The organism is Pseudomonas sp. NFPP24, from assembly GCF_900112095.1.
Lineage (GTDB): Bacteria > Pseudomonadota > Gammaproteobacteria > Pseudomonadales > Pseudomonadaceae > Aquipseudomonas > Aquipseudomonas extremorientalis.
In genome coordinates this window covers 64437-82195 of sequence record NZ_FOKD01000016.1, presented here as the reverse complement: position 1 = coordinate 82195, position 17759 = coordinate 64437, and the positions used below count along the sequence as shown (strand labels likewise).

At 62.4% G+C, this 17759-nt stretch carries 15 protein-coding genes; 5 read left to right on the top strand and 10 right to left on the bottom strand.

Translation table 11 applies throughout. The annotated features are described in order from the left end of the window. Nucleotides 1-23 precede the first annotated feature (23 nt). The 5 genes from cobG (at nt 24) to BM026_RS26635 (ending at nt 5373) form a co-directional block, all read left to right on the top strand. A complete protein-coding gene (gene cobG / locus BM026_RS26655) occupies nt 24-1370 on the top strand; it encodes a precorrin-3B synthase (RefSeq protein WP_092249930.1) in 1347 nt (448 codons plus the stop codon). Beyond that, nucleotides 1363-1989, top strand: a complete 627-nt coding sequence (locus BM026_RS26650) for a precorrin-8X methylmutase (RefSeq protein ID WP_093128465.1) — start codon at nt 1363-1365, stop codon at nt 1987-1989. Before cobG ends, BM026_RS26650 begins: the two co-directional genes overlap by 8 nt. Further along, a complete protein-coding gene (locus tag BM026_RS26645) occupies nt 1989-2720 on the top strand; it encodes a precorrin-2 C(20)-methyltransferase (protein WP_071491607.1) in 732 nt (243 codons plus the stop codon). The genes BM026_RS26650 and BM026_RS26645 overlap by 1 nt, the downstream gene beginning before the upstream one ends. Beyond that, complete coding sequence (cobJ, locus tag BM026_RS26640; protein ID WP_092249933.1) at nt 2720-4357, top strand: precorrin-3B C(17)-methyltransferase; 1638 nt, start codon at nt 2720-2722, stop codon at nt 4355-4357. Before BM026_RS26645 ends, cobJ begins: the two co-directional genes overlap by 1 nt. 236 nt (nt 4358-4593) lie before the next feature. Continuing rightward, entirely contained in the window at nt 4594-5373 is a 780-nt protein-coding gene (locus tag BM026_RS26635; RefSeq protein ID WP_093530636.1) for a hypothetical protein, read from the top strand. Here BM026_RS26635 and BM026_RS26630 read toward each other — a convergent pair. The 10 genes from BM026_RS26630 to accB all read right to left on the bottom strand — a co-directional run bounded on the left by BM026_RS26630 (nt 5370) and on the right by accB (nt 17754). Then, nucleotides 5370-5966 (bottom strand): MarC family protein, encoded by a 597-nt coding sequence (locus BM026_RS26630; protein WP_003171467.1) that lies wholly within the window; start codon nt 5964-5966, stop codon nt 5370-5372. The genes BM026_RS26635 and BM026_RS26630 overlap by 4 nt on opposite strands. A 115-nt stretch (nt 5967-6081) precedes the next feature. Then, nucleotides 6082-8853: a hybrid sensor histidine kinase/response regulator gene (locus BM026_RS26625; protein WP_092249939.1), complete on the bottom strand. Its 2772-nt coding sequence runs from the start codon at nt 8851-8853 to the stop codon at nt 6082-6084. Nucleotides 8854-8953: 100 nt separating this feature from the next. Then, entirely contained in the window at nt 8954-10246 is a 1293-nt protein-coding gene (gene purD, locus BM026_RS26620; RefSeq protein WP_071493000.1) for a phosphoribosylamine--glycine ligase, read from the bottom strand. Between the two features lie 113 nt (nt 10247-10359). Continuing rightward, on the bottom strand, nt 10360-11967 hold the full coding sequence (gene purH / locus BM026_RS26615) for a bifunctional phosphoribosylaminoimidazolecarboxamide formyltransferase/IMP cyclohydrolase (protein WP_092249942.1): 1608 nt from the start codon (nt 11965-11967) through the stop codon (nt 10360-10362). Nucleotides 11968-12048: 81 nt separating this feature from the next. Further along, nucleotides 12049-12369: a DNA-binding transcriptional regulator Fis gene (gene fis, locus BM026_RS26610; protein ID WP_002555375.1), complete on the bottom strand. Its 321-nt coding sequence runs from the start codon at nt 12367-12369 to the stop codon at nt 12049-12051. Beyond that, on the bottom strand, nt 12366-13379 hold the full coding sequence (dusB, locus tag BM026_RS26605; protein WP_092249945.1) for a tRNA dihydrouridine synthase DusB: 1014 nt from the start codon (nt 13377-13379) through the stop codon (nt 12366-12368). The genes fis and dusB overlap by 4 nt, the downstream gene beginning before the upstream one ends. Before the next feature lie 185 nt (nt 13380-13564). Next, complete coding sequence (locus tag BM026_RS26600; RefSeq protein ID WP_093530634.1) at nt 13565-14767, bottom strand: DUF3426 domain-containing protein; 1203 nt, start codon at nt 14765-14767, stop codon at nt 13565-13567. 30 nt (nt 14768-14797) lie between these two features. Further along, nucleotides 14798-15676: a 50S ribosomal protein L11 methyltransferase gene (gene prmA / locus BM026_RS26595; protein ID WP_071491599.1), complete on the bottom strand. Its 879-nt coding sequence runs from the start codon at nt 15674-15676 to the stop codon at nt 14798-14800. A 234-nt stretch (nt 15677-15910) separates the two neighbouring features. Next, nucleotides 15911-17272, bottom strand: a complete 1362-nt coding sequence (accC, locus tag BM026_RS26590; protein ID WP_010213490.1) for an acetyl-CoA carboxylase biotin carboxylase subunit — start codon at nt 17270-17272, stop codon at nt 15911-15913. A gap of 17 nt (nt 17273-17289) precedes the next feature. After that, nucleotides 17290-17754: an acetyl-CoA carboxylase biotin carboxyl carrier protein gene (gene accB / locus BM026_RS26585; protein ID WP_010213489.1), complete on the bottom strand. Its 465-nt coding sequence runs from the start codon at nt 17752-17754 to the stop codon at nt 17290-17292. Nucleotides 17755-17759: the final 5 nt, after the last annotated feature.

Below are 17759 nucleotides of genomic sequence, written 5' to 3'. Positions count from 1 at the left end.
GACATCCGACGGGCAGGCTTTTCATGCCGCCGGACAAAGCAGGCATAATACCGCGCCTTTACCCACCAACCGGTAGCCCCGTGAACCCAACGCCCGCTGTGAATACCTTGCGCCCCTCGGCTTGTCCGGGGTTGCTGCGCATTGTCCAGGCGTTGGACGGCGGCATTTGCCGGATCAAGTTGGCCGGTGGTTCGATCAGCGCTACACAAGCCCATGCCGTGGCGGACGCGGCCCAGGCCCATGCGGGCGGGGTGATCGAGGCGACCAACCGGGCCAACCTGCAGATTCGCGGGATCGGTACCCAAGAGCAGGCATTGATCGCCCTGCTACTGGCCGCAGGCCTGGGTCCCGACAATGCCGCCGGCGACGATGTACGCAACCTGATGCTCAGCCCCAGCGCCGGGATCGACCGGCAGATGCTGTTCGACACCCGCCCGTTGGCTGAGCAGATTCTCGCCACCCTGCAAAACCATCCCCGTTTCCATGAACTGTCGGCCAAGTTCGCCGTACAACTGGATGGCGGCGAAGCCCTGGCGATGCTCGAACATCACCACGACCTGTGGCTGTCGGCCTTTATTCGCAATGGCCAGACGCTCCTCGCCTTTGGCCTGGCCGGTTGCCCGGGGCTGGATGCGCCGCTGGCCGCCGTGCCGCTCGAGCAGGGTCATGCGCTGGTGGTGGCCGTGCTGGAGGCGTTCCTCGAACTGGCCGGCCCGGAACAAACCCGCATGCGGCATCTGGCTGTGGATAACTTGCTGGGGCATCTGCGCCTGCCATTGCTGTCGGCTGAAGGCTTCAGACGCCCGCCCAACGGGGCTTTGCTGCACCTCGGCACTTATCCACAGGTTCAAAAGAATCAGTTCTACGTCGCCGTCATCGCACCCTTGGGGCGCCTGGACGCGACGATGCTCAAAGGCGCCGCACACCTGGCCAGTGAGTACGGCGACGGCACCTTGCGCTTCACCCCTTGGCAAGGCGTGCTGTTGCCCAACATCGAAAAACCGCACGCCGTGACCGAGCGCCTGGCGCAACTGGGCTTCCTTTGCTCCATCGACCAACCCCTGGCGCGCATGACCGCCTGCACGGGTTCCAGCGGTTGCGGCAAGGCCCTGGCCGACACCAAGGCTGACGCCGTGCAACTGGCTGCGCTGAACCCCGGCCATGACGTGCACCTGTCCGGCTGCCCCCGTTCCTGTGCCGCCGCGCATGTCGCGCCGGTCACCTTGCTGGCGGTGAGCCCCGGCCACTACGACCTCTATTTCCGCGAGGCAGCCCAGTCCGGTTTCGGCCGGCTGCACGCGCGCACCCTTTCCATTGAAGCGGCGGGCGCCCTGTTGCGCGCTCGTCCACGGAGCAACACCGATGATTGATTACATCCGCGACGGTCAGGAGATCTATCGCAACTCCTTCGCCATTATTCGCGCGGAAGCCAGGTTGGAGCGCATTCCGGCCGACCTGGAGAAACTCGCGGTGCGGGTGATTCATGCGTGCGGCATGGTCGAGGCCATCGACGGCCTGCAGTTTTCCGAAGGCGCGGGCAAGGCCGGGCGCGATGCGTTGGCCGCTGGCGCGCCGATCCTGTGTGATGCGCGGATGGTTTCCGAAGGTGTGACCCGTGCGCGCCTGCCGGCCAATAACCCGGTGATCTGCACCCTGCGCGACGACAGCGTACCGGAGCTGGCGCGTGGACTGGGCAACACCCGTTCCGCCGCCGCGCTGGAGCTGTGGCGCCCGCATCTGGAAGGCAGCGTAGTAGTGATCGGCAATGCGCCGACCGCGTTGTTCTACCTGCTGGAAATGCTCGATGCCGGTGCGCCTAAACCTGCCTTGATCCTTGGCTTCCCGGTCGGGTTTGTCGGCGCCGCCGAATCCAAGGCGATGCTGGCGGCGGACAGCCGTGGCGTGCCGTTCGTGATCATGCAGGGCCGTCTGGGCGGCAGTGCGATGGCCGCCGCTGCGGTGAATGCCCTGGCCACGGAGGTCGAATAATGCCGGCACGCGGACGTTTGATCGGCCTGGGCGTAGGCCCCGGTGACCCGGAACTGATCACCCTCAAGGCCCTGCGCCTGCTGCGCGAATCGCCAGTGGTGGCGTACTTCGTGGCCAAGGGCAAGAAGGGCAATGCCTTCGGCATCATCGAAGATCACCTGGTGCCGCAACAGACCTTGATGCCGCTGGTGTACCCGGTGACTACCGAGGTACTGCCGGCGCCGATGTCCTATGAGCAGGTGATCAGCGATTTCTACGACGCTGCCAGTGTCGACGTTGCCGCGCACCTGGATGCCGGTCGCGATGTGGCGGTGATCTGCGAAGGTGACCCGTTCTTCTACGGTTCCTACATGTATCTGCATGACCGACTTGCCGAACGCTATGAAGCGCAAGTCATCCCCGGCGTGTGCTCGATGCTCGGCGGCGCCTCGGTGTTGGGGGCGCCGCTGGTGTATCGCAACCAGAGCCTGTCGGTGCTTTCGGGCGTGTTGCCCCATGAGGACCTCAAGCGCCGCCTGGCGGACGCCGACGCGGCGGTGATCATGAAGCTGGGGCGCAACTTCCCGAAAGTGCGCCTGGTGCTCGAAGAACTCGGCCTGGCCGAGCGTGCCCTCTATGTGGAGCGCGCCACGATGGCCAACCAGAAGATCGTGCCGCTGGATCAGGTCGACCCGGCGTCTTCGCCCTATTTCTCGCTGATCATCGTGCCGGGTGAAAGGTGGCAAGGTTGATGAGCCCGGCGATTGTCATTCTGGGCCAGGGCAGCCTGGCCACCGCGCGCAGGATCCAACAGGTTTATCCCGAGGCGCTGATCCACGGTCTTGCCGGCCGCGTTGAAGGTGCTGACCAGGCCTACAGCGAGTTCGGCACGACCCTGCGCCAGTTGTACCAGCAGGGCACGCCGCTGATTGCGCTGTGCGCGGCCGGTATCGTGATCCGCACCCTGGCGCCGCTGCTGCTGGAAAAAGGCGAAGAGCCGGCCGTGCTGGCCGTGGCTGAAGACGGCAGCGCCGTAGTGCCGTTGCTGGGGGGCCTTGGCGGTGTGAACGTCATGGCGCGCGAAATTGCTGCTGCGTTGAATGTGGCCGCTGCGATCACCACCAGTGGCGAACTGCGTTTTGGCACCTGCCTGCTCAACCCGCCGCAGGGCTACGAGCTGGCCGACCTGGAGTTGGGCAAGCGTTTCGTGTCCGACTTGCTGGCCGGTGAAAACGTGCGCATCGAAGGCGCAGCGCCTTGGCTGGACCAAGCCAATTTGCCGCAGGACCCACAAGCGCGCCTGGCGATTCATGTCGGCAGTGCCGAGCGCCAACCCACCGCCAATGAGTTGCTGATCTACCCGAAGACCGTCAGTGTGACCTGCAAACCCGGCGCGCAATTGGCCGAGCGTGTACGCACGGCGTTGCATGAAGCGGGTCTGGCCGTGCAATCCCTGGCGTGCCTGCTGGCCAGCGAAACGCAGATGGCCGAAGCGTCGCTGCATGAGGCGGCGTTGGCGCTGGGTGTGCCGTTGCGTTTTACCAGCGTTTGCCAGGACGCCGATATCGTGGTCAGCGTGGCTGAACAGCCGCTGGAGTTGTCGCAGATTGGTCGTGTTCGTGGCCGCCTTGCCGTGATCGGCCTTGGCCCCGGTGCCGCCGAGTTGATGGTGCCTGCGGTGAAGGCTGAGTTGGCGCGTTGCACCGATGTGCTGGGTTACGAAACCTATGTGCGCATGGCCGGCCCGTTCCGCGATGATCAAGTGCAACACTGCACCGATAACCGCGAAGAAATGCAGCGGGCCCGCCACGCCTTCGAGCTGGCGGCCCAAGGTCGCTCGGTGGTGGTGGTGTCCTCCGGTGACCCGGGGGTATTCGCTATGGCGGCTGCGGTGATCGAAGCGCTGCACGAATCCAGCGATCCGGCCTGGCATCAGGTCGACCTGGAAATCCTGCCCGGGGTCTCGGCCAGCCTGGCCACTGCCGCCCAGGCGGGCGCACCGCTGGGCCATGACTTCTGCGTGATGTCGCTGTCGGATAACCTCAAACCCTGGTCGATCATCGAAAAACGCCTGGACCTCGCGTCCCAGGCCGACCTGGCCTTGGCGTTCTACAACCCGATCTCGCGTGCGCGGCCGTGGCAACTGGGGCGCGCCCTGGAAATCGTCGCCCTGCATCGCACGCCGCAAACGCCGGTGGTGCTGGGCCGCGATATAGGTCGCCCGGGGCAGACCCTGCGTGTCACCACGCTGGGGCAACTGACGCCGGATCAAGTGGACATGCGCACCATGGTGTTGATCGGCTCGTCCACTACCTGCACATTTCCCCGTGCCGATGGTGGCGAATGGGTCTACACACCACGATGGTACGGTGAAAAACCCGCTTCCTGAAAACGGCCTGTCGGTTGCCTGAAAGCGCCGAATAGCCCAGGGATTTTTCTGGCGTTATTCGGCGTTTTTTCTTTTTTTTACAACGAAATATGGAGGCACGCCGGTCATGCCGCGTTATTGCTGGGCGTTACGGTTTAACGCCTTGCGCCAAGGGATGTTTATCGCCTGGAAAGCCCATCGGCCGGTGAACTAGGGTGGACACAAGCCCCACTTTGGGGTGCTTGTGGAGAATCAAAATGGAGCGACATCACAGACGGATCAACACGACAAAAAGGCGCAAGTTGATTGCCGCCTACAAATTACCGGGCGCGTCAGGCAAGCACGCAGCTGTACCGCTGGACACCGAAGATGACTTCAACGCAGCCGTGGTCAACAACGGCGTGATTTCGTTTGCCGAAGGCCTGTCGGGTCTGAAGCGAGAATATGTCCGTAAGAGTTATTTGCTGGCCAGCAGTTACGTCAGCGATGTATTGAAAATACACCGCGGTACCGAGGACTGGTACGACGAATTCATCAAGGTGATGGTCAGCCTGGGGTGGCTCCCGGTGCGCAGCAGCTTCGAACGGGTCTCACGTTCGGGCAAGGGGCTGACCGTGCAGCTGGCGGCGCTGAATCTTATTGCCACGCTGTTGGCTTCCACGTCCTTGTCTGCGCCGCTGCTGGGCATGCTGCCGAAACTGGCGGCCAATGCATTGGAGGCGTTGAAGCAGACGCCGGCGTCTTTTGAATTGTTCAAACGCAACAGCTCGGTGCACCAGGGCGGTGATTTCGGCCTGGCCTCTTGTGCCGAAATCGATGGCGAATTGACGATGGTGCTGGTGACCTACAGCACTCACGGCGTGAGCAAACAGACAGGGCTGCCCTTCTTGGAGTGGGACAGCTCTTCCTTCGAGGCCTTCAGCGGGCAGACGTGCCTGGTGCTCAATACCTCGGTGATCAATGAAAAGACGATCCAACTGATGCGCGAAAGCGCGGGGGACAAGGTACAACTGGCAATTGCCAAATACCGGATCTAGGGCACCAGGTAGCCGCGCACGCCGGTAAAGATGATTTGTGCGGCCAGGGCACACACGAACAATCCCATCAGCCGACTGACAATCTGCAAGCCCTGGTCACCGAGGATGCGTTCGATACGGTTGGACAGGTACAGCACCACGCCCACCGTGAGGCTGGCCAGGGCGATGCTGAGGATGGCGGTGAGCTTGTCATCCCAGTGCGGTTGGCTGACGCCCATCACCAGCAGCGCCCCGATGGTGCCGGGGCCGACCGTGAGGGGGATGGTCAGCGGCACGATGGTCACGTCCTGCTGCACGTTGTCGGTCTGCACCGCCGACTTGCCCTGGGCCATGCCCAGGGCGGAAATGAACAGCACACTGCCGGCGCCGATGCGGAAGGCGTCGACGGTGATGCCGAACACACTGAAAATCACCCGGCCGAACAGGTAGAGCAACACGCTCGAGACCAGGGTCGCCAGCGCCACTTTCCACGCCAGGCGCCGCCGCTCTTTGCTGGAATAACCACGGGTCAGGCTGATAAAGCAGGACAGCACGAAGAACGGGCTGTAGAGCACCAGCATTTTCAGGTAGACGCTGAATAACACGTGGAGCATGGGGGCGGCTCGCAGGAGGAAAGTGTGGAGAGTCTATCAGGCGAAAGAGATCAAAGGCGGGAGGGGCGGTGCGACGATTCGACTTGCCCCTCCCACATTTGACTGCATTTCAAGTTCAGGAAGGTGCGTGTTCTGGGCGCTGTTGCCGCTGGGCGACCCAGAATTCCACCAGCTCGCGCAACTGCGACAACTCCACCGGCTTGGCCATATGCCCATCCATTCCGGCCTGGCGCGCACGTTCCTTGTGTTCCGACAGAATGTGCGCCGTCAACGCCACCACCGGCGTGCGGATGCGCTGGTGGCTGACTTCCCACGCGCGCAGTTGCTGGGTCGCCGAGAAACCATCGAGGATCGGCATTTCACAGTCCATCAACACCAGGTCATAACGCTGGGCCTTCATCGCCTCCAGCGCTTCCTCGCCGTTGCTGGCGGTGTCCGGGTCGAGGTTGAGCTTGCCGAGCATGCCGCGGATCACCTTGGTGGAGATGCTGTTGTCTTCGGCTACCAGGATGCGGAAATCCGCCGGCACGGTGATGGCGGCCGGAGTGCTGAGGACCGGACGTGGCGGCACGTTGCCTTTGCTGCGCTGAGTCAGTTCGTCGGCCAGGGTGGTCTTGAGCGTATAGCCGGCCACCGGTTTGGCGAGGATGCGCTTGATCCCGCAATTGCGCGCAATGATCTTGCTCGGCGCATTGCTGATGCCGGTAAGCATGATCAGCAGGATGTCGTGGTTCAGGCTCGGGTCTTCCTTGATCTTCGCCGCCAGTTGCATGCCGGTCATGCCGGGCATGTTCTGGTCCAGCAGCACCACGTCGAAGTAGTCGCGCAGGTGCGCCTTGGTGCGCAGCAACGCCAGGGCTTCCTTGCCCGAGGGCACGGCGCTGACGTTGAGGCCCCAGGCGGAACATTGTTGCACCAGCACTTTGCGGCAGGTGTCGTTGTCGTCCACCACTAGCACGCGCGCGCCTTTGAGCGGGCCGTCGAGGTCGGAGGTCGGGTGTTCCAGGCGCTCCGGGTCCAGCGGCAGGGTCAGCCACAGGGTGCTGCCCTGGTGGCTGCCGCTCTTGATGCCGAACTCGCCGTTCATCAACAGGATCAACTGGCGGGCGATGACCAGGCCCAGGTGGCCATTGAGGCGGGTGGCCGAGAAGAAATTCTTGCTGTGCAGCTCACTGTGCAGCAGGGCGTCGCGCTCCGAGGCTTCCATGGGCAGGCCGCTGTCCTGCACGGCAATGCGCAGGCGTGGCTTGGTGCTGCGGTCGTCCAGTGCCACCACGATCAGCACTTCGCCTTCGTCGGTCTTTTGCAGGGCGTTTTCCAGCAGGCTCAACATGGCCTGGCGCAGGCGCGTCGGGTCGCCGCTGATCACGCGGGGCACCTGGGGCTGGATAAAGCTGATCAGTTCGACATTCTGCTGCTCGGCCTTGGCGCGGAAGATACTCAGGCAGTCTTCGATCAGCGCATTGAGGTCGAATTGCACATCGTCCAGTTCGATCTGGCCGGATTCGAGCTTGGAGATATCGAGGATTTCATTGATCAGCGTAAGCAGTTCGTTGCCGGCGCTGTGGATGGTCTGCACGTAGTCGCGCTGTTTCACCGACAGCGGCGTACCCAACAGCAGTTCGGTCATGCCCAGCACACCGTTCATGGGGGTGCGGATTTCGTGGCTGATCTTGGCCAGGAACTCGGCCTTGGCCGCGATTTCGGCATTGCTCGCCGCCAGGTCGCGGCTGAGGCTGAAACGCGCCTCGACAATCGCACGCTGGCGTTCGCCCAACGCCAGGCTCATCAGCAGGCCGCTCAGGCAGATAAACGCCAGCAGCGTGACGATCAGGCCCTGGGGCGAGACCATCGTCAGGCCCAGCAACGCTGGCAGGATGATCAGCGTACCGATGTTGAACACCACCATCGCCACCACGAACAGACGTGCCGGGCGGTAGCCTTTCTGCCAGTGATAGGCCGAGACAAACAACATGCTCAAGCCGGCCAGGGCCACCAGGGCGTAGGTGATGATGTTCAGCGGCAGGGTGTTGACGAACAACAACAGCAGGCCGCACAGCACGATGAACAGGATGTCCGCCATCAACAGCTTGTTCAGCGGGTGCGGGCCCAGGGGCATGAAGAACCGGTAGGCAAACATCAGCCCGCACGGCGCGGTGAGCAATAGCGCCAGGTAGGCGCCGGGCGTCTGGATCGCATGCCAGTTCGGCAGCCATGGGCCCACCAGGTTGAGTAGCAGCGCCAGGCTGAGCATCAGCAGCACTTCGCAGGCCGCCAGCCACAGGCTGCTGCGCGAGCGGTGGTAGGCGAAGCGCGTGAGGTTGTGCAGGATCAGCATCAACAGGCAGCCGAACAGCAGGCCGTAGATCAGCGTCTGGGTCTGGTCGGCGGCGGCGAGCACGGCCGGTTCCAGGGTGATGTAGGGCCGCAGTTCGTGTTCCGAGACCAGGCGCAGGTAGACCTCGAGGGGGTTCTGGCTCTGGGGCATCGGCAGCATGAAGTCACTGCTGGGCAACGGCCGTTCAGCCTGGGGCTGGCGTGTACCGGTGCTCTGTTGTTCCACCAGGGTGTCGCCGTCCAGCACGTAGAGGCTCAGGTGCGACAGGTCCGGGGCGAATACCCGCAGCACTTGTTCGTGCTTGCCGGGTTGCAGCTTGAAACGTACCCACAACGCACCGTCCGGTTCCGCGGCGGTAATGCGGTCCAGGTCGATGGGGCTGAATTGGTTGGTGTAGCGCGAGGAACGGATGTCGCTCAGTTGCAGGTCGGCCTGTTCATCAAGCAATACTGCCCAGCCACTGCCTTGCGCGGCGGCCTGGGCCGGGAACAAGCAGAGCAGTGTCAGCAGACTGACAGTGAAACCTATGGCGATCCTGAGCCAGCGCACGGCGAAATCCCTTCGTAGGTTGATGCACGGTTAACTATGCGCGGGTAGGCCTGCATACGGCAAGGGCCAGCGGCCCCTGCCTAGCCGAACGGATAGCTGCTTACTGGTTCTCGCCACGCTCCCGCGCAATGGCGCGATAGCCGATGTCCTTGCGGTAGAAGCAGCCTTTCCAGTCGATCTTCGCGGCCAGCTTGTACGCCTGTTGCTGCGCGGCGTCGACGCTGGCGCCCATGGCGGTGGCGCATAGCACACGGCCACCGGCCGTCACGACCTGGCCATCCTTGAGCGCGGTGCCCGCATGGAACACCTTGCCTTCCAGCGTAGCAGCCGCGTCCAGGCCTTCAATCACATCGCCCTTGGCGTAGTCGGCAGGGTAGCCACCGGCCGCCAGCACGATGCCGACGCTCGGACGTGGATCCCACTGCGCTTCAACCTTGTCCAGGGCCTGGGCCAATGCCGCCTCGACCAACAGCACCAGGCTCGATTGCAGGCGCAGCATCACCGGTTGGGTTTCCGGGTCGCCGAAGCGGCAGTTGAACTCGATGACTTTCGGGTTACCGGCTTTGTCAATCATCAGGCCGGCATACAGGAAACCGGTGTACACATTGCCTTCGTCGGCCATGCCGCGCACGGTCGGCCAGATCACCAGGTCCATGACGCGCTGGTGCACATCGGCCGTGACCACCGGGGCAGGGGAGTAGGCACCCATTCCACCGGTGTTCGGGCCGGTGTCGCCGTCGCCGACGCGCTTGTGGTCCTGGCTGGTGGCCATCGGCAAGACGTTCTTGCCGTCGACCATCACGATGAAGCTGGCTTCTTCGCCGTCGAGGAACTCCTCGATGACCACGCGGGAACCTGCGTCACCGAAAGCGTTGCCGGCGAGCATATCGCGCACGGCGTCTTCGGCTTCCTGCAGGGTCATGGCGACGATCACGCCTTTACCAGCAGCGAGGCCATCGGCCTTGATCACGATTGGCGCACCTTTTTCGCGCAGGTAAGCCAGGGCCGGCTCGATCTCGGTGAAGTTCTGGTAGTCGGCAGTCGGGATCTTGTGGCGGGCCAGGAAATCCTTGGTGAAGGCTTTGGAACCTTCCAACTGGGCCGCACCGGCGGTAGGGCCGAAGCAGTCCAGGCCACGGCTGCGGAACAGGTCCACGACACCGGCCACCAGCGGCACTTCCGGGCCGACGATGGTCAGGGACACATTTTTCTCGGCAAAGTCCGCCAGTTGCTCAAGTGCCAGCACGTCGATGGCAACGTTTTCGCACTTGGCTTCAATGGCGGTGCCAGCGTTGCCGGGAGCGACGAAGACTTTCTGGACACGCGGGTCCTGGGCAACTTTCCAGGCCAGGGCGTGTTCACGGCCACCGCTGCCAATGATCAAAACATTCATGTCAAAAACCTCAAATTCTGTAGGCGCTCAGGGTGCGCTTCAATGTGGAGCCGAACTCATGTGGCAAGCCCGATCGCCACACAAGCCCGCTCCCACATTTCGATCGAGTTGAATCAGTGACGGAAGTGACGCATGCCGGTGAAGACCATGGCGATGCCAGCTTCATCCGCGGCGGCGATCACTTCGGCATCACGCATCGAACCACCCGGTTGGATCACGGCGGTTACACCGGCTTTCGCGGCGTTGTCCAGGCCGTCACGGAACGGGAAGAACGCATCGGAAGCCATCACCGACCCCACCACCTGCAAACCGGCGTGCTCGGCCTTGATCGCGGCGATACGCGCCGAGTTCACACGGCTCATCTGGCCGGCGCCGACCCCGATGGTCTGGCGGTTCTTGGCGTAGACGATGGCGTTGGATTTAACGTACTTGGCCACCTTCCAGGCGAAGATCAGGTCGTTGATCTCCTGCTCGGTCGGGGCGCGCTTGGTCACGACTTTCAGGTCTTCGCTGCCGATCATGCCGATGTCGCGGCTCTGTACCAGCAAGCCACCGTTGACGCGCTTGTAGTCCCAGGCCGCTGCACGCTCGGCCGACCACTCTCCGCAGGCCAGCAGGCGCACATTGGCTTTGGCTGCCACGATGGCGCGGGCTTCTTCGCTGACGCTTGGGGCGATGATCACTTCAACGAACTGACGCTCGACGATCGCCTTGGCGGTCTCGGCATCCAGTTCGCGGTTGAACGCAATGATGCCGCCGAAGGCCGATTCGGTATCGGTGGCGTAGGCCAGTTCGTACGCCTGGCGGATACCGCCTTCAGCATCCGGGCTCACGGCCACGCCGCATGGGTTGGCGTGCTTGACGATCACACAGGCCGGCTTGACGAAGCTCTTCACGCATTCCAGCGCGGCGTCGGTGTCGGCCACGTTGTTGTAGGACAACTCCTTGCCTTGCAGTTGGGTCGCCGTGGCGATGCCGACTTCGGCAGGCTTGGCTTCCACGTAGAACGCCGCGCTCTGGTGCGGGTTCTCGCCGTAGCGCATTTCCTGGGCCTTGATGAACTGGCTGTTGAAGGTGCGCGGGAACTGGCTGCGGCCTTCGGTGCTGAGGGTTTCAGCGGCCTGGTTCACGGTGCCCATGTAGTTGGCGATCATGCCGTCGTAGGCGGCGGTGTGTTCGAACGCCTTGAGCATCAGGTCGAAACGCTGGGCGTAGGTCAGGCCACCGGCTTTCAGGCTTTCCAATACGTTGGCGTAATCACTGGCGTTGACCACGATGGCCACGTCTTTGTGGTTCTTGGCCGCCGAACGCACCATGGTCGGGCCGCCGATATCGATGTTTTCGATGGCGGTCGGCAGGTCGCAGCCTGGCTTGTTGATGGTGGCTTCGAATGGGTAGAGGTTGACGGCCACCAGGTCGATCGGCTTGATGCCGTGCTCGGCCATGATCGCGTCGTCGGTGCCACGACGGCCGAGGATACCGCCGTGGATTTTCGGGTGCAGGGTCTTGACCCGACCGTCCATCATTTCTGCGAAGCCGGTGTAGTCCGCCACTTCCACTGCGGCCACGCCATTGTCCCGCAGCAGTTTGAAGGTCCCGCCCGTGGAGAGGATTTCCACGCCCAGGGCTTCCAGCTCCCGGGCAAATTCGAGGATCCCGGTCTTGTCGGAGACACTGATCAAGGCGCGGCGGATCGGCAGGCGGGTAGTCTGGTCGGTCATTTCAATTTCCATCAAAAGCAAAGGAGTCAGCAAAAAAGGCGACCGGTTTTACGCGGGCGCCTTTCTGGTTTGATTGAATGCTTACAGCAAATCGTATTGCTTGAGCTTTTTGCGCAAGGTGCCACGGTTGAGGCCCAGCAGCTCACTGGCTTTGGTCTGGTTGCCCTTGACGTAGTTCATCACGCTTTCGAGCAAGGGCGCCTCGACTTCGGAGAGCACCAGGTTGTACACGTCCGTGACGGAAGCGCCCTCAAGGTGGGCGAAATAATTGTGCAGCGCCTTCTCGACACTCCCGCGAAGGGTCTGGCCTTCTTCGCTCGGCGTGTTGAGGTGCTGTTTCAAATTGACGTTGTCGCTCACGGGTGTTGTTCCACTCACTAAAGTCTCGGTCATCATCGTCATGCGGCCACCCCCTCTCCGTCCCCTGTCCCCAGGCTCTTTTCACGCTCGCTGAAGTACTCTCGAACGGTGGCGACCTGTGCTTGCGTATCATCCAAACGATTGAAGTGGGCGCGAAACTCCCTGGCGCCCGGCAGGGTTGCGAGATACCAGCCGACATGCTTGCGAGCAATGCGTACTCCCATCACGTCCCCATAGAAGGCGTGCAGGGCGGCCAGATGCTCTAGCAGAATACGTTCCACTTCGATCAGCCCCGGTGCCGGCAACACTTCGCCGGTACGCAGAAAATGATCGATCTCACGAAAAATCCACGGACGCCCCTGGGCGGCCCGGCCAATCAACAAGCCATCGGCACCGGTGGCATGCAGCACGCGCCTTGCCTTCTCGGCGGAGTCGATGTCGCCATTGGCGAATACCGGCATCGATACCGCCTGCTTGATCGCAGCAATGGTGTCGTACTCGGCTTCACCGGTGTAAAGGTCGGCGCGGGTACGGCCATGCACCGCCAGCGCTGTAATGCCTGCCTGTTCAGCGATCTTCGCCACTGTCAGGCCGTTCTTGTTGTCCCGGTCCCAACCGGTACGGATCTTCAGGGTAACCGGCACATCCACTGCGGCGACAACGGCCTGCAGGATCTCGGCCACCAACTGCTCATCTTTCAACAGGGCCGAACCGGCGGCCTTGTTACAGACCTTCTTGGCCGGGCAGCCCATGTTGATGTCGATGATCTGCGCCCCCAACTCCACGTTGGCCCGGGCCGCATCCGCCAGCATCTGTGCATCTCCACCGGCGATCTGTACCGAGCGGGGCTCGGGATCACCTTCGTGGATCATGCGCATCCGCGATTTGCGGGTGTTCCACAAGCTCATGTCGCTGGTGACCATTTCCGAGACTACTAGACCCGCGCCCAAACGCTTGCACAGCTGACGAAAGGGCTGGTCGGTGACGCCCGCCATCGGGGCGAGGATCAAGCCGTTCTGCAATGTGTATGGGCCGATGCGTACCGCCGACATAGGACTTCCCTGTTGTGGGGCCGGATCATTAGAGTTCGAAAAAGGGTTGGCATGATACCCGCTCTCGATGACTGGATAAAGGCTGAATTGGATAAAATCTGAACAGTTATTTCTTTATCGCCAGCGGTTTGGTTACGCAGGGGAAAGTCAATAACCTGCCGTCAAACTTCAACGCGTGAACCGATTCACTCGGGCGAATGGAAGCTCAGGCTGTAATTCACGGCTTTGTTGCCCGGATCGAGGATATCCAGTGAGATATGGATCGGGGTTTGCGATGGCATTTCGCTAACGCCGGCCAGCTCACCGCTGAGGTATTCGGCGGGTTTGAAGCGACGGCTGGCAATCAGGTTGCCGTTCAGGTCGGCAAAACGCAGCTCCAGCAGCGGGAAGGGCTGGGAGAAGGTGGCGCGGTTGTAGATGATCGCGTCCACCACCAGCGCCCCGGCGAAATCCGGGTGGCTGCGCACTACCAGGTTACTGCTCTTGATATGGGCAATATCGACCCGCGATGGCACGGTGCAACCCAGGGTGGGGCACAGTTGCTGGAACCACGGGCGATAGGCGTCCTGGCGGGCCAGGTCGTCGAATTGGTAGGCGATGTATTGGCCTGCGAGGCCGGCGGCGGCGATCAGCACCAGCAGCAGCCAGACCAGGCGACGGCCCAGGCCTGTCGGGCGTTTTTGTGCGTAGAGGTGCAGTGGATCGTCTTCCAGGTCCTGCAGCAGGTCGTCATGGGCGCTGGTTTCAGCGCGTGGGCGCTTGCGGCGGGGGGGCAGGCGATCGTCGGGTTCGGCCGCTTTGGTCAGCGGTGTAAACGGTGGGTCGATGTCGTCATCGTCTGGTGTTGAACGCAGGGGGGGCTCATCGTCGCGATGGTCGGTGTGGAACGACATGGACGGTTCGGTACGCTGCCTGGTCGCAGGTTCTGGCTGGTCTTCGGTGACGTGGAGGCGCTCTTCAGGCGGCTCGCTGAACAGGCTTGCCGCCCATTTTTCTTCTTCGGCCTTGACCGTGTCGCGGCTGGCGCTGAAGGACTCATCCTTTTGGCGGCGGTCGGTGCCGGGCTGGCGACGATCTGCGCCAACAGGCTGCGTGTGCTGAATCTCGCGGCGTTCCAGCTTGGCCAGTTCTTCATCCAGGTCCAGGTTGTCCAGGTCCAGCTCTTCGGCGCTCCACTGTTTCTGGCTGATGGCGCGCGGCGCCTCGGGAGTCGCCTCGGGCTGCGGTGTCGGCGCCTGGGCGCGTTGCTCCAGCAGCTGGCGAGCCGCATTGAACACTTGCAGGCACGAGCCGCAGCGCACCACGCCACGGGCCACGCTCAATTGAGCGTGGTTGACGCGAAAGCGTGCTTGGCAATGCGGGCACTGGGTGACGAAACTGTCGGTCATGCGGCCATCCGATTCAGGCAAGCGCTCATTCTAGCGCCGACGACCGCTGATGCGTACCCAGCCATCGCGGTTGGCGATCGGGTCCAGCTCGAAATCCTTGGCGTAGGCAGCGGCGACGTCTTCGCCCTGCTCGGCCAGGATGCCCGACAGCGCCAGGCGGCCGCCCGGCTTGACCAGGCTCGACAACTGCGGCGCCAACGACACCAGCGGGCCGGCGAGGATGTTGGCCACCAGCACGTCGGCCTGTACCTGGGGCAATTGCTCCGGCAGGTAGAGTGGGAATTTGCCTTCAGGAATGTTGTTGCGCCCGGCGTTATCGCGAGAGGCTTCCAGGGCTTGCACGTCGATGTCGGTGCCCACGGCTTCCTTGGCGCCGAGCAACAGGGCGGCAATCGCCAGGATCCCCGAGCCGCAGCCGAAGTCCAGCACGTGGCTGTCGGTCAGGTCCTGGCCGTCCAGCCATTCCAGGCACAGCGCGGTGGTCGGGTGGGTGCCGGTGCCGAACGCCAGGCCCGGATCCAGCAGCAGGTTGACGGCGTCGGGCTCGGGCGCGGCATGCCAGCTCGGTACAATCCACAGGCGCTGACCAAAACGCATCGGCTGGAAGTTGTCCATCCAGCTGCGTTCCCAGTCCTGGTCTTCGATGACTTCGCTGTGGTGCTCTGGCAGCGGGCCGCCGGTGAGCAGCTCCATATGGGCCAGGACGCTGGCGGCATCGGTGCCGTCTTCGAACAGGGCCAGCAAATGGGTGTGGGACCACAGCGGCGTGGTGTTGAGTTCGGGTTCGAAGATCGGCTGGTCTTCGGCGTCCATGAACGTTACGGAGACAGCGCCTACTTCGAGGAAAGCGTCTTCATAGGTTTCGGCTTGTTCTGGGCTGATGGCGAGACGGACTTGCAGCCAAGGCATGGCGGGCACCTTTGAAAAAATGAGTGTGCAGCGCGGTGGGGCTGCGAAAGGGCGCAAGTTTACGCGAGCAGCGGTCAGAAGACGACTGTGCTGGCGATTTGCAGTATTCAAAATATACACAGGACAACTGTGGGAGGGGGCAAGCTCTTTGCCACATTGGACCCTGTACATCCAGGAAATCCGGGGCCCGTAAACAACAAAGCCGCCCGGAGGCGGCTGTGTCGTTTGGCGCACTTACTGGTTGGCCAGCTTGTGTTCCAGGTAGTGGATGTTCACACCACCTTCGCAGAAGCCTTCATCACGGACCAGGTCCCGATGCAGCGGGATGTTGGTCTTGATGCCGTCGACCACGATTTCGTCCAGGGCGTTGCGCATACGGGCCATGGCCTCGTCGCGGGTAGCGCCCCAGGTGATCAGCTTGCCGATCAGCGAGTCGTAGTTGGACGGCACCTTGTAGCCGCTGTACAGGTGCGAATCCACACGTACGCCGTTGCCGCCGGGCGCGTGGAAATGCTTGACCAGGCCAGGGCTTGGGATAAAGGTTTTCGGGTCTTCGGCGTTGATGCGGCACTCCAGGGAGTGGCCGTGCATCTTCACGTCGTCCTGGGTGAAGGACAGCGGGTTGCCGGCGGCGATGCTGAGCATCTCCTTGACGATGTCGATACCGGTGACCATCTCCGACACCGGATGCTCTACCTGCACACGAGTGTTCATCTCGATGAAGTAGAAACGACCGTTCTCGTACAGGAACTCGAAAGTACCCGCGCCACGGTAGTTGATGTCGATGCACGCCTTGACGCAACGAGCCAGTACTTCCTGGCGCGCTTTTTCATCCAGACCCGGTGCTGGCGCTTCTTCCAGGACCTTCTGGTGACGACGTTGCAGCGAGCAGTCGCGGTCGCCCAGGTGGATGGCGTGGCCTTGGCCGTCGGACAGTACTTGCACTTCCACGTGACGTGGGTTGGTCAGGTACTTCTCCAGGTAGACCATCGGGTTGCCGAACCAGGCGCCCGCTTCGGAGCGAGTCTGCTTGGCAGCTTCGATCAGGTCTTCTTCCTTATGCACCACGCGCATGCCGCGACCACCACCGCCACCGGCGGCCTTGATGATCACCGGGTAGCCGACTTCGCGACCAATGCGCAGCGCGGTTTCCTCGTCTTCCGGCAGCGGGCCGTCGGAGCCTGGAACGGTTGGCACGCCGGCCGCGATCATGGCGTCCTTGGCCGACACCTTGTCACCCATCAGGCGAATGGTTTCGGCTTTCGGGCCGATGAAGGCAAACCCGGACTTTTCCACCTGTTCGGCGAAATCGGCGTTTTCCGCGAGGAAGCCGTAGCCAGGGTGGATGCCATCAGCGCCGGTCACTTCCGCGGCCGCGATGATGTTCGAGACTTTCAAGTACGAGTTCGTGGCCAGTGGCGGGCCGATGCAGATGCTTTCGTCCGCCAGTTTCACGTGCATCAATTCGGTATCGGCCGTCGAGTAAACAGCGACGGTCTTGATGCCCTCTTCCTTACAGGCGCGCAGGATACGCAGCGCGATCTCGCCGCGGTTGGCGATCAGGACTTTTTGCAGTTTCTTCGCAGGTTTCAACATCGAAGGCGCTCCGCGGTTCAAACGATGGTGAACAGCGGCTGGTCGTACTCAACCGGCTGACCGTTTTCTACCAGGATGGATTCGATGACGCCGGCTTTTTCAGCGGTGATGTGGTTCATCATCTTCATCGCTTCAACGATGCAGATGGTGTCGCCCACTTTCACGGTAGCGCCGACTTCAACGAAGGCTGGCGAAGTCGGTGCCGGGGTGCGGTAGAACGTACCGACCATTGGCGACTTGACCACGAAGCCGTTCAGCGCCGGAGCGGCTGGGGCGGCAGGTGCAGCGGCAGCAGCAGGCGCGGCGGCCGGAGCAGCAGCGGCCGGAGCCGGCGCTTGCATCTGTGGTGCATAGAACTGCTGGGCCGGGGTCTTGCTGTGGCGGCTGATCCGTACGGACTCTTCGCCTTCCTTGATTTCCAGCTCGTCGATACCGGATTCTTCCAGCAGTTCGATCAGTTTCTTAACTTTACGGATATCCATGAATC

What these genes read in the sequence shown, in the direction of transcription:
- BM026_RS26630 (WP_003171467.1), bottom strand. Translation starts at nt 5,966, where the DNA reads ATGCTCCACGTGTTATTCAGCGTCTACCTGAAAATGCTGGTGCTCTAC.
- purD (WP_071493000.1), bottom strand. Translation starts at nt 10,246, where the DNA reads ATGAATGTTTTGATCATTGGCAGCGGTGGCCGTGAACACGCCCTGGCC.
- cobJ (WP_092249933.1), top strand. Translation starts at nt 2,720, where the DNA reads ATGAGCCCGGCGATTGTCATTCTGGGCCAGGGCAGCCTGGCCACCGCG.
- purH (WP_092249942.1), bottom strand. Translation starts at nt 11,967, where the DNA reads ATGACCGACCAGACTACCCGCCTGCCGATCCGCCGCGCCTTGATCAGT.
- BM026_RS26650 (WP_093128465.1), top strand. Translation starts at nt 1,363, where the DNA reads ATGATTGATTACATCCGCGACGGTCAGGAGATCTATCGCAACTCCTTC.
- fis (WP_002555375.1), bottom strand. Translation starts at nt 12,369, where the DNA reads ATGACGATGATGACCGAGACTTTAGTGAGTGGAACAACACCCGTGAGC.
- prmA (WP_071491599.1), bottom strand. Translation starts at nt 15,676, where the DNA reads ATGCCTTGGCTGCAAGTCCGTCTCGCCATCAGCCCAGAACAAGCCGAA.
- BM026_RS26635 (WP_093530636.1), top strand. Translation starts at nt 4,594, where the DNA reads ATGGAGCGACATCACAGACGGATCAACACGACAAAAAGGCGCAAGTTG.
- cobG (WP_092249930.1), top strand. Translation starts at nt 24, where the DNA reads ATGCCGCCGGACAAAGCAGGCATAATACCGCGCCTTTACCCACCAACC.
- dusB (WP_092249945.1), bottom strand. Translation starts at nt 13,379, where the DNA reads ATGTCGGCGGTACGCATCGGCCCATACACATTGCAGAACGGCTTGATC.
- BM026_RS26645 (WP_071491607.1), top strand. Translation starts at nt 1,989, where the DNA reads ATGCCGGCACGCGGACGTTTGATCGGCCTGGGCGTAGGCCCCGGTGAC.
- accC (WP_010213490.1), bottom strand. Translation starts at nt 17,272, where the DNA reads ATGTTGAAACCTGCGAAGAAACTGCAAAAAGTCCTGATCGCCAACCGC.
- BM026_RS26600 (WP_093530634.1), bottom strand. Translation starts at nt 14,767, where the DNA reads ATGACCGACAGTTTCGTCACCCAGTGCCCGCATTGCCAAGCACGCTTT.
- accB (WP_010213489.1), bottom strand. Translation starts at nt 17,754, where the DNA reads ATGGATATCCGTAAAGTTAAGAAACTGATCGAACTGCTGGAAGAATCC.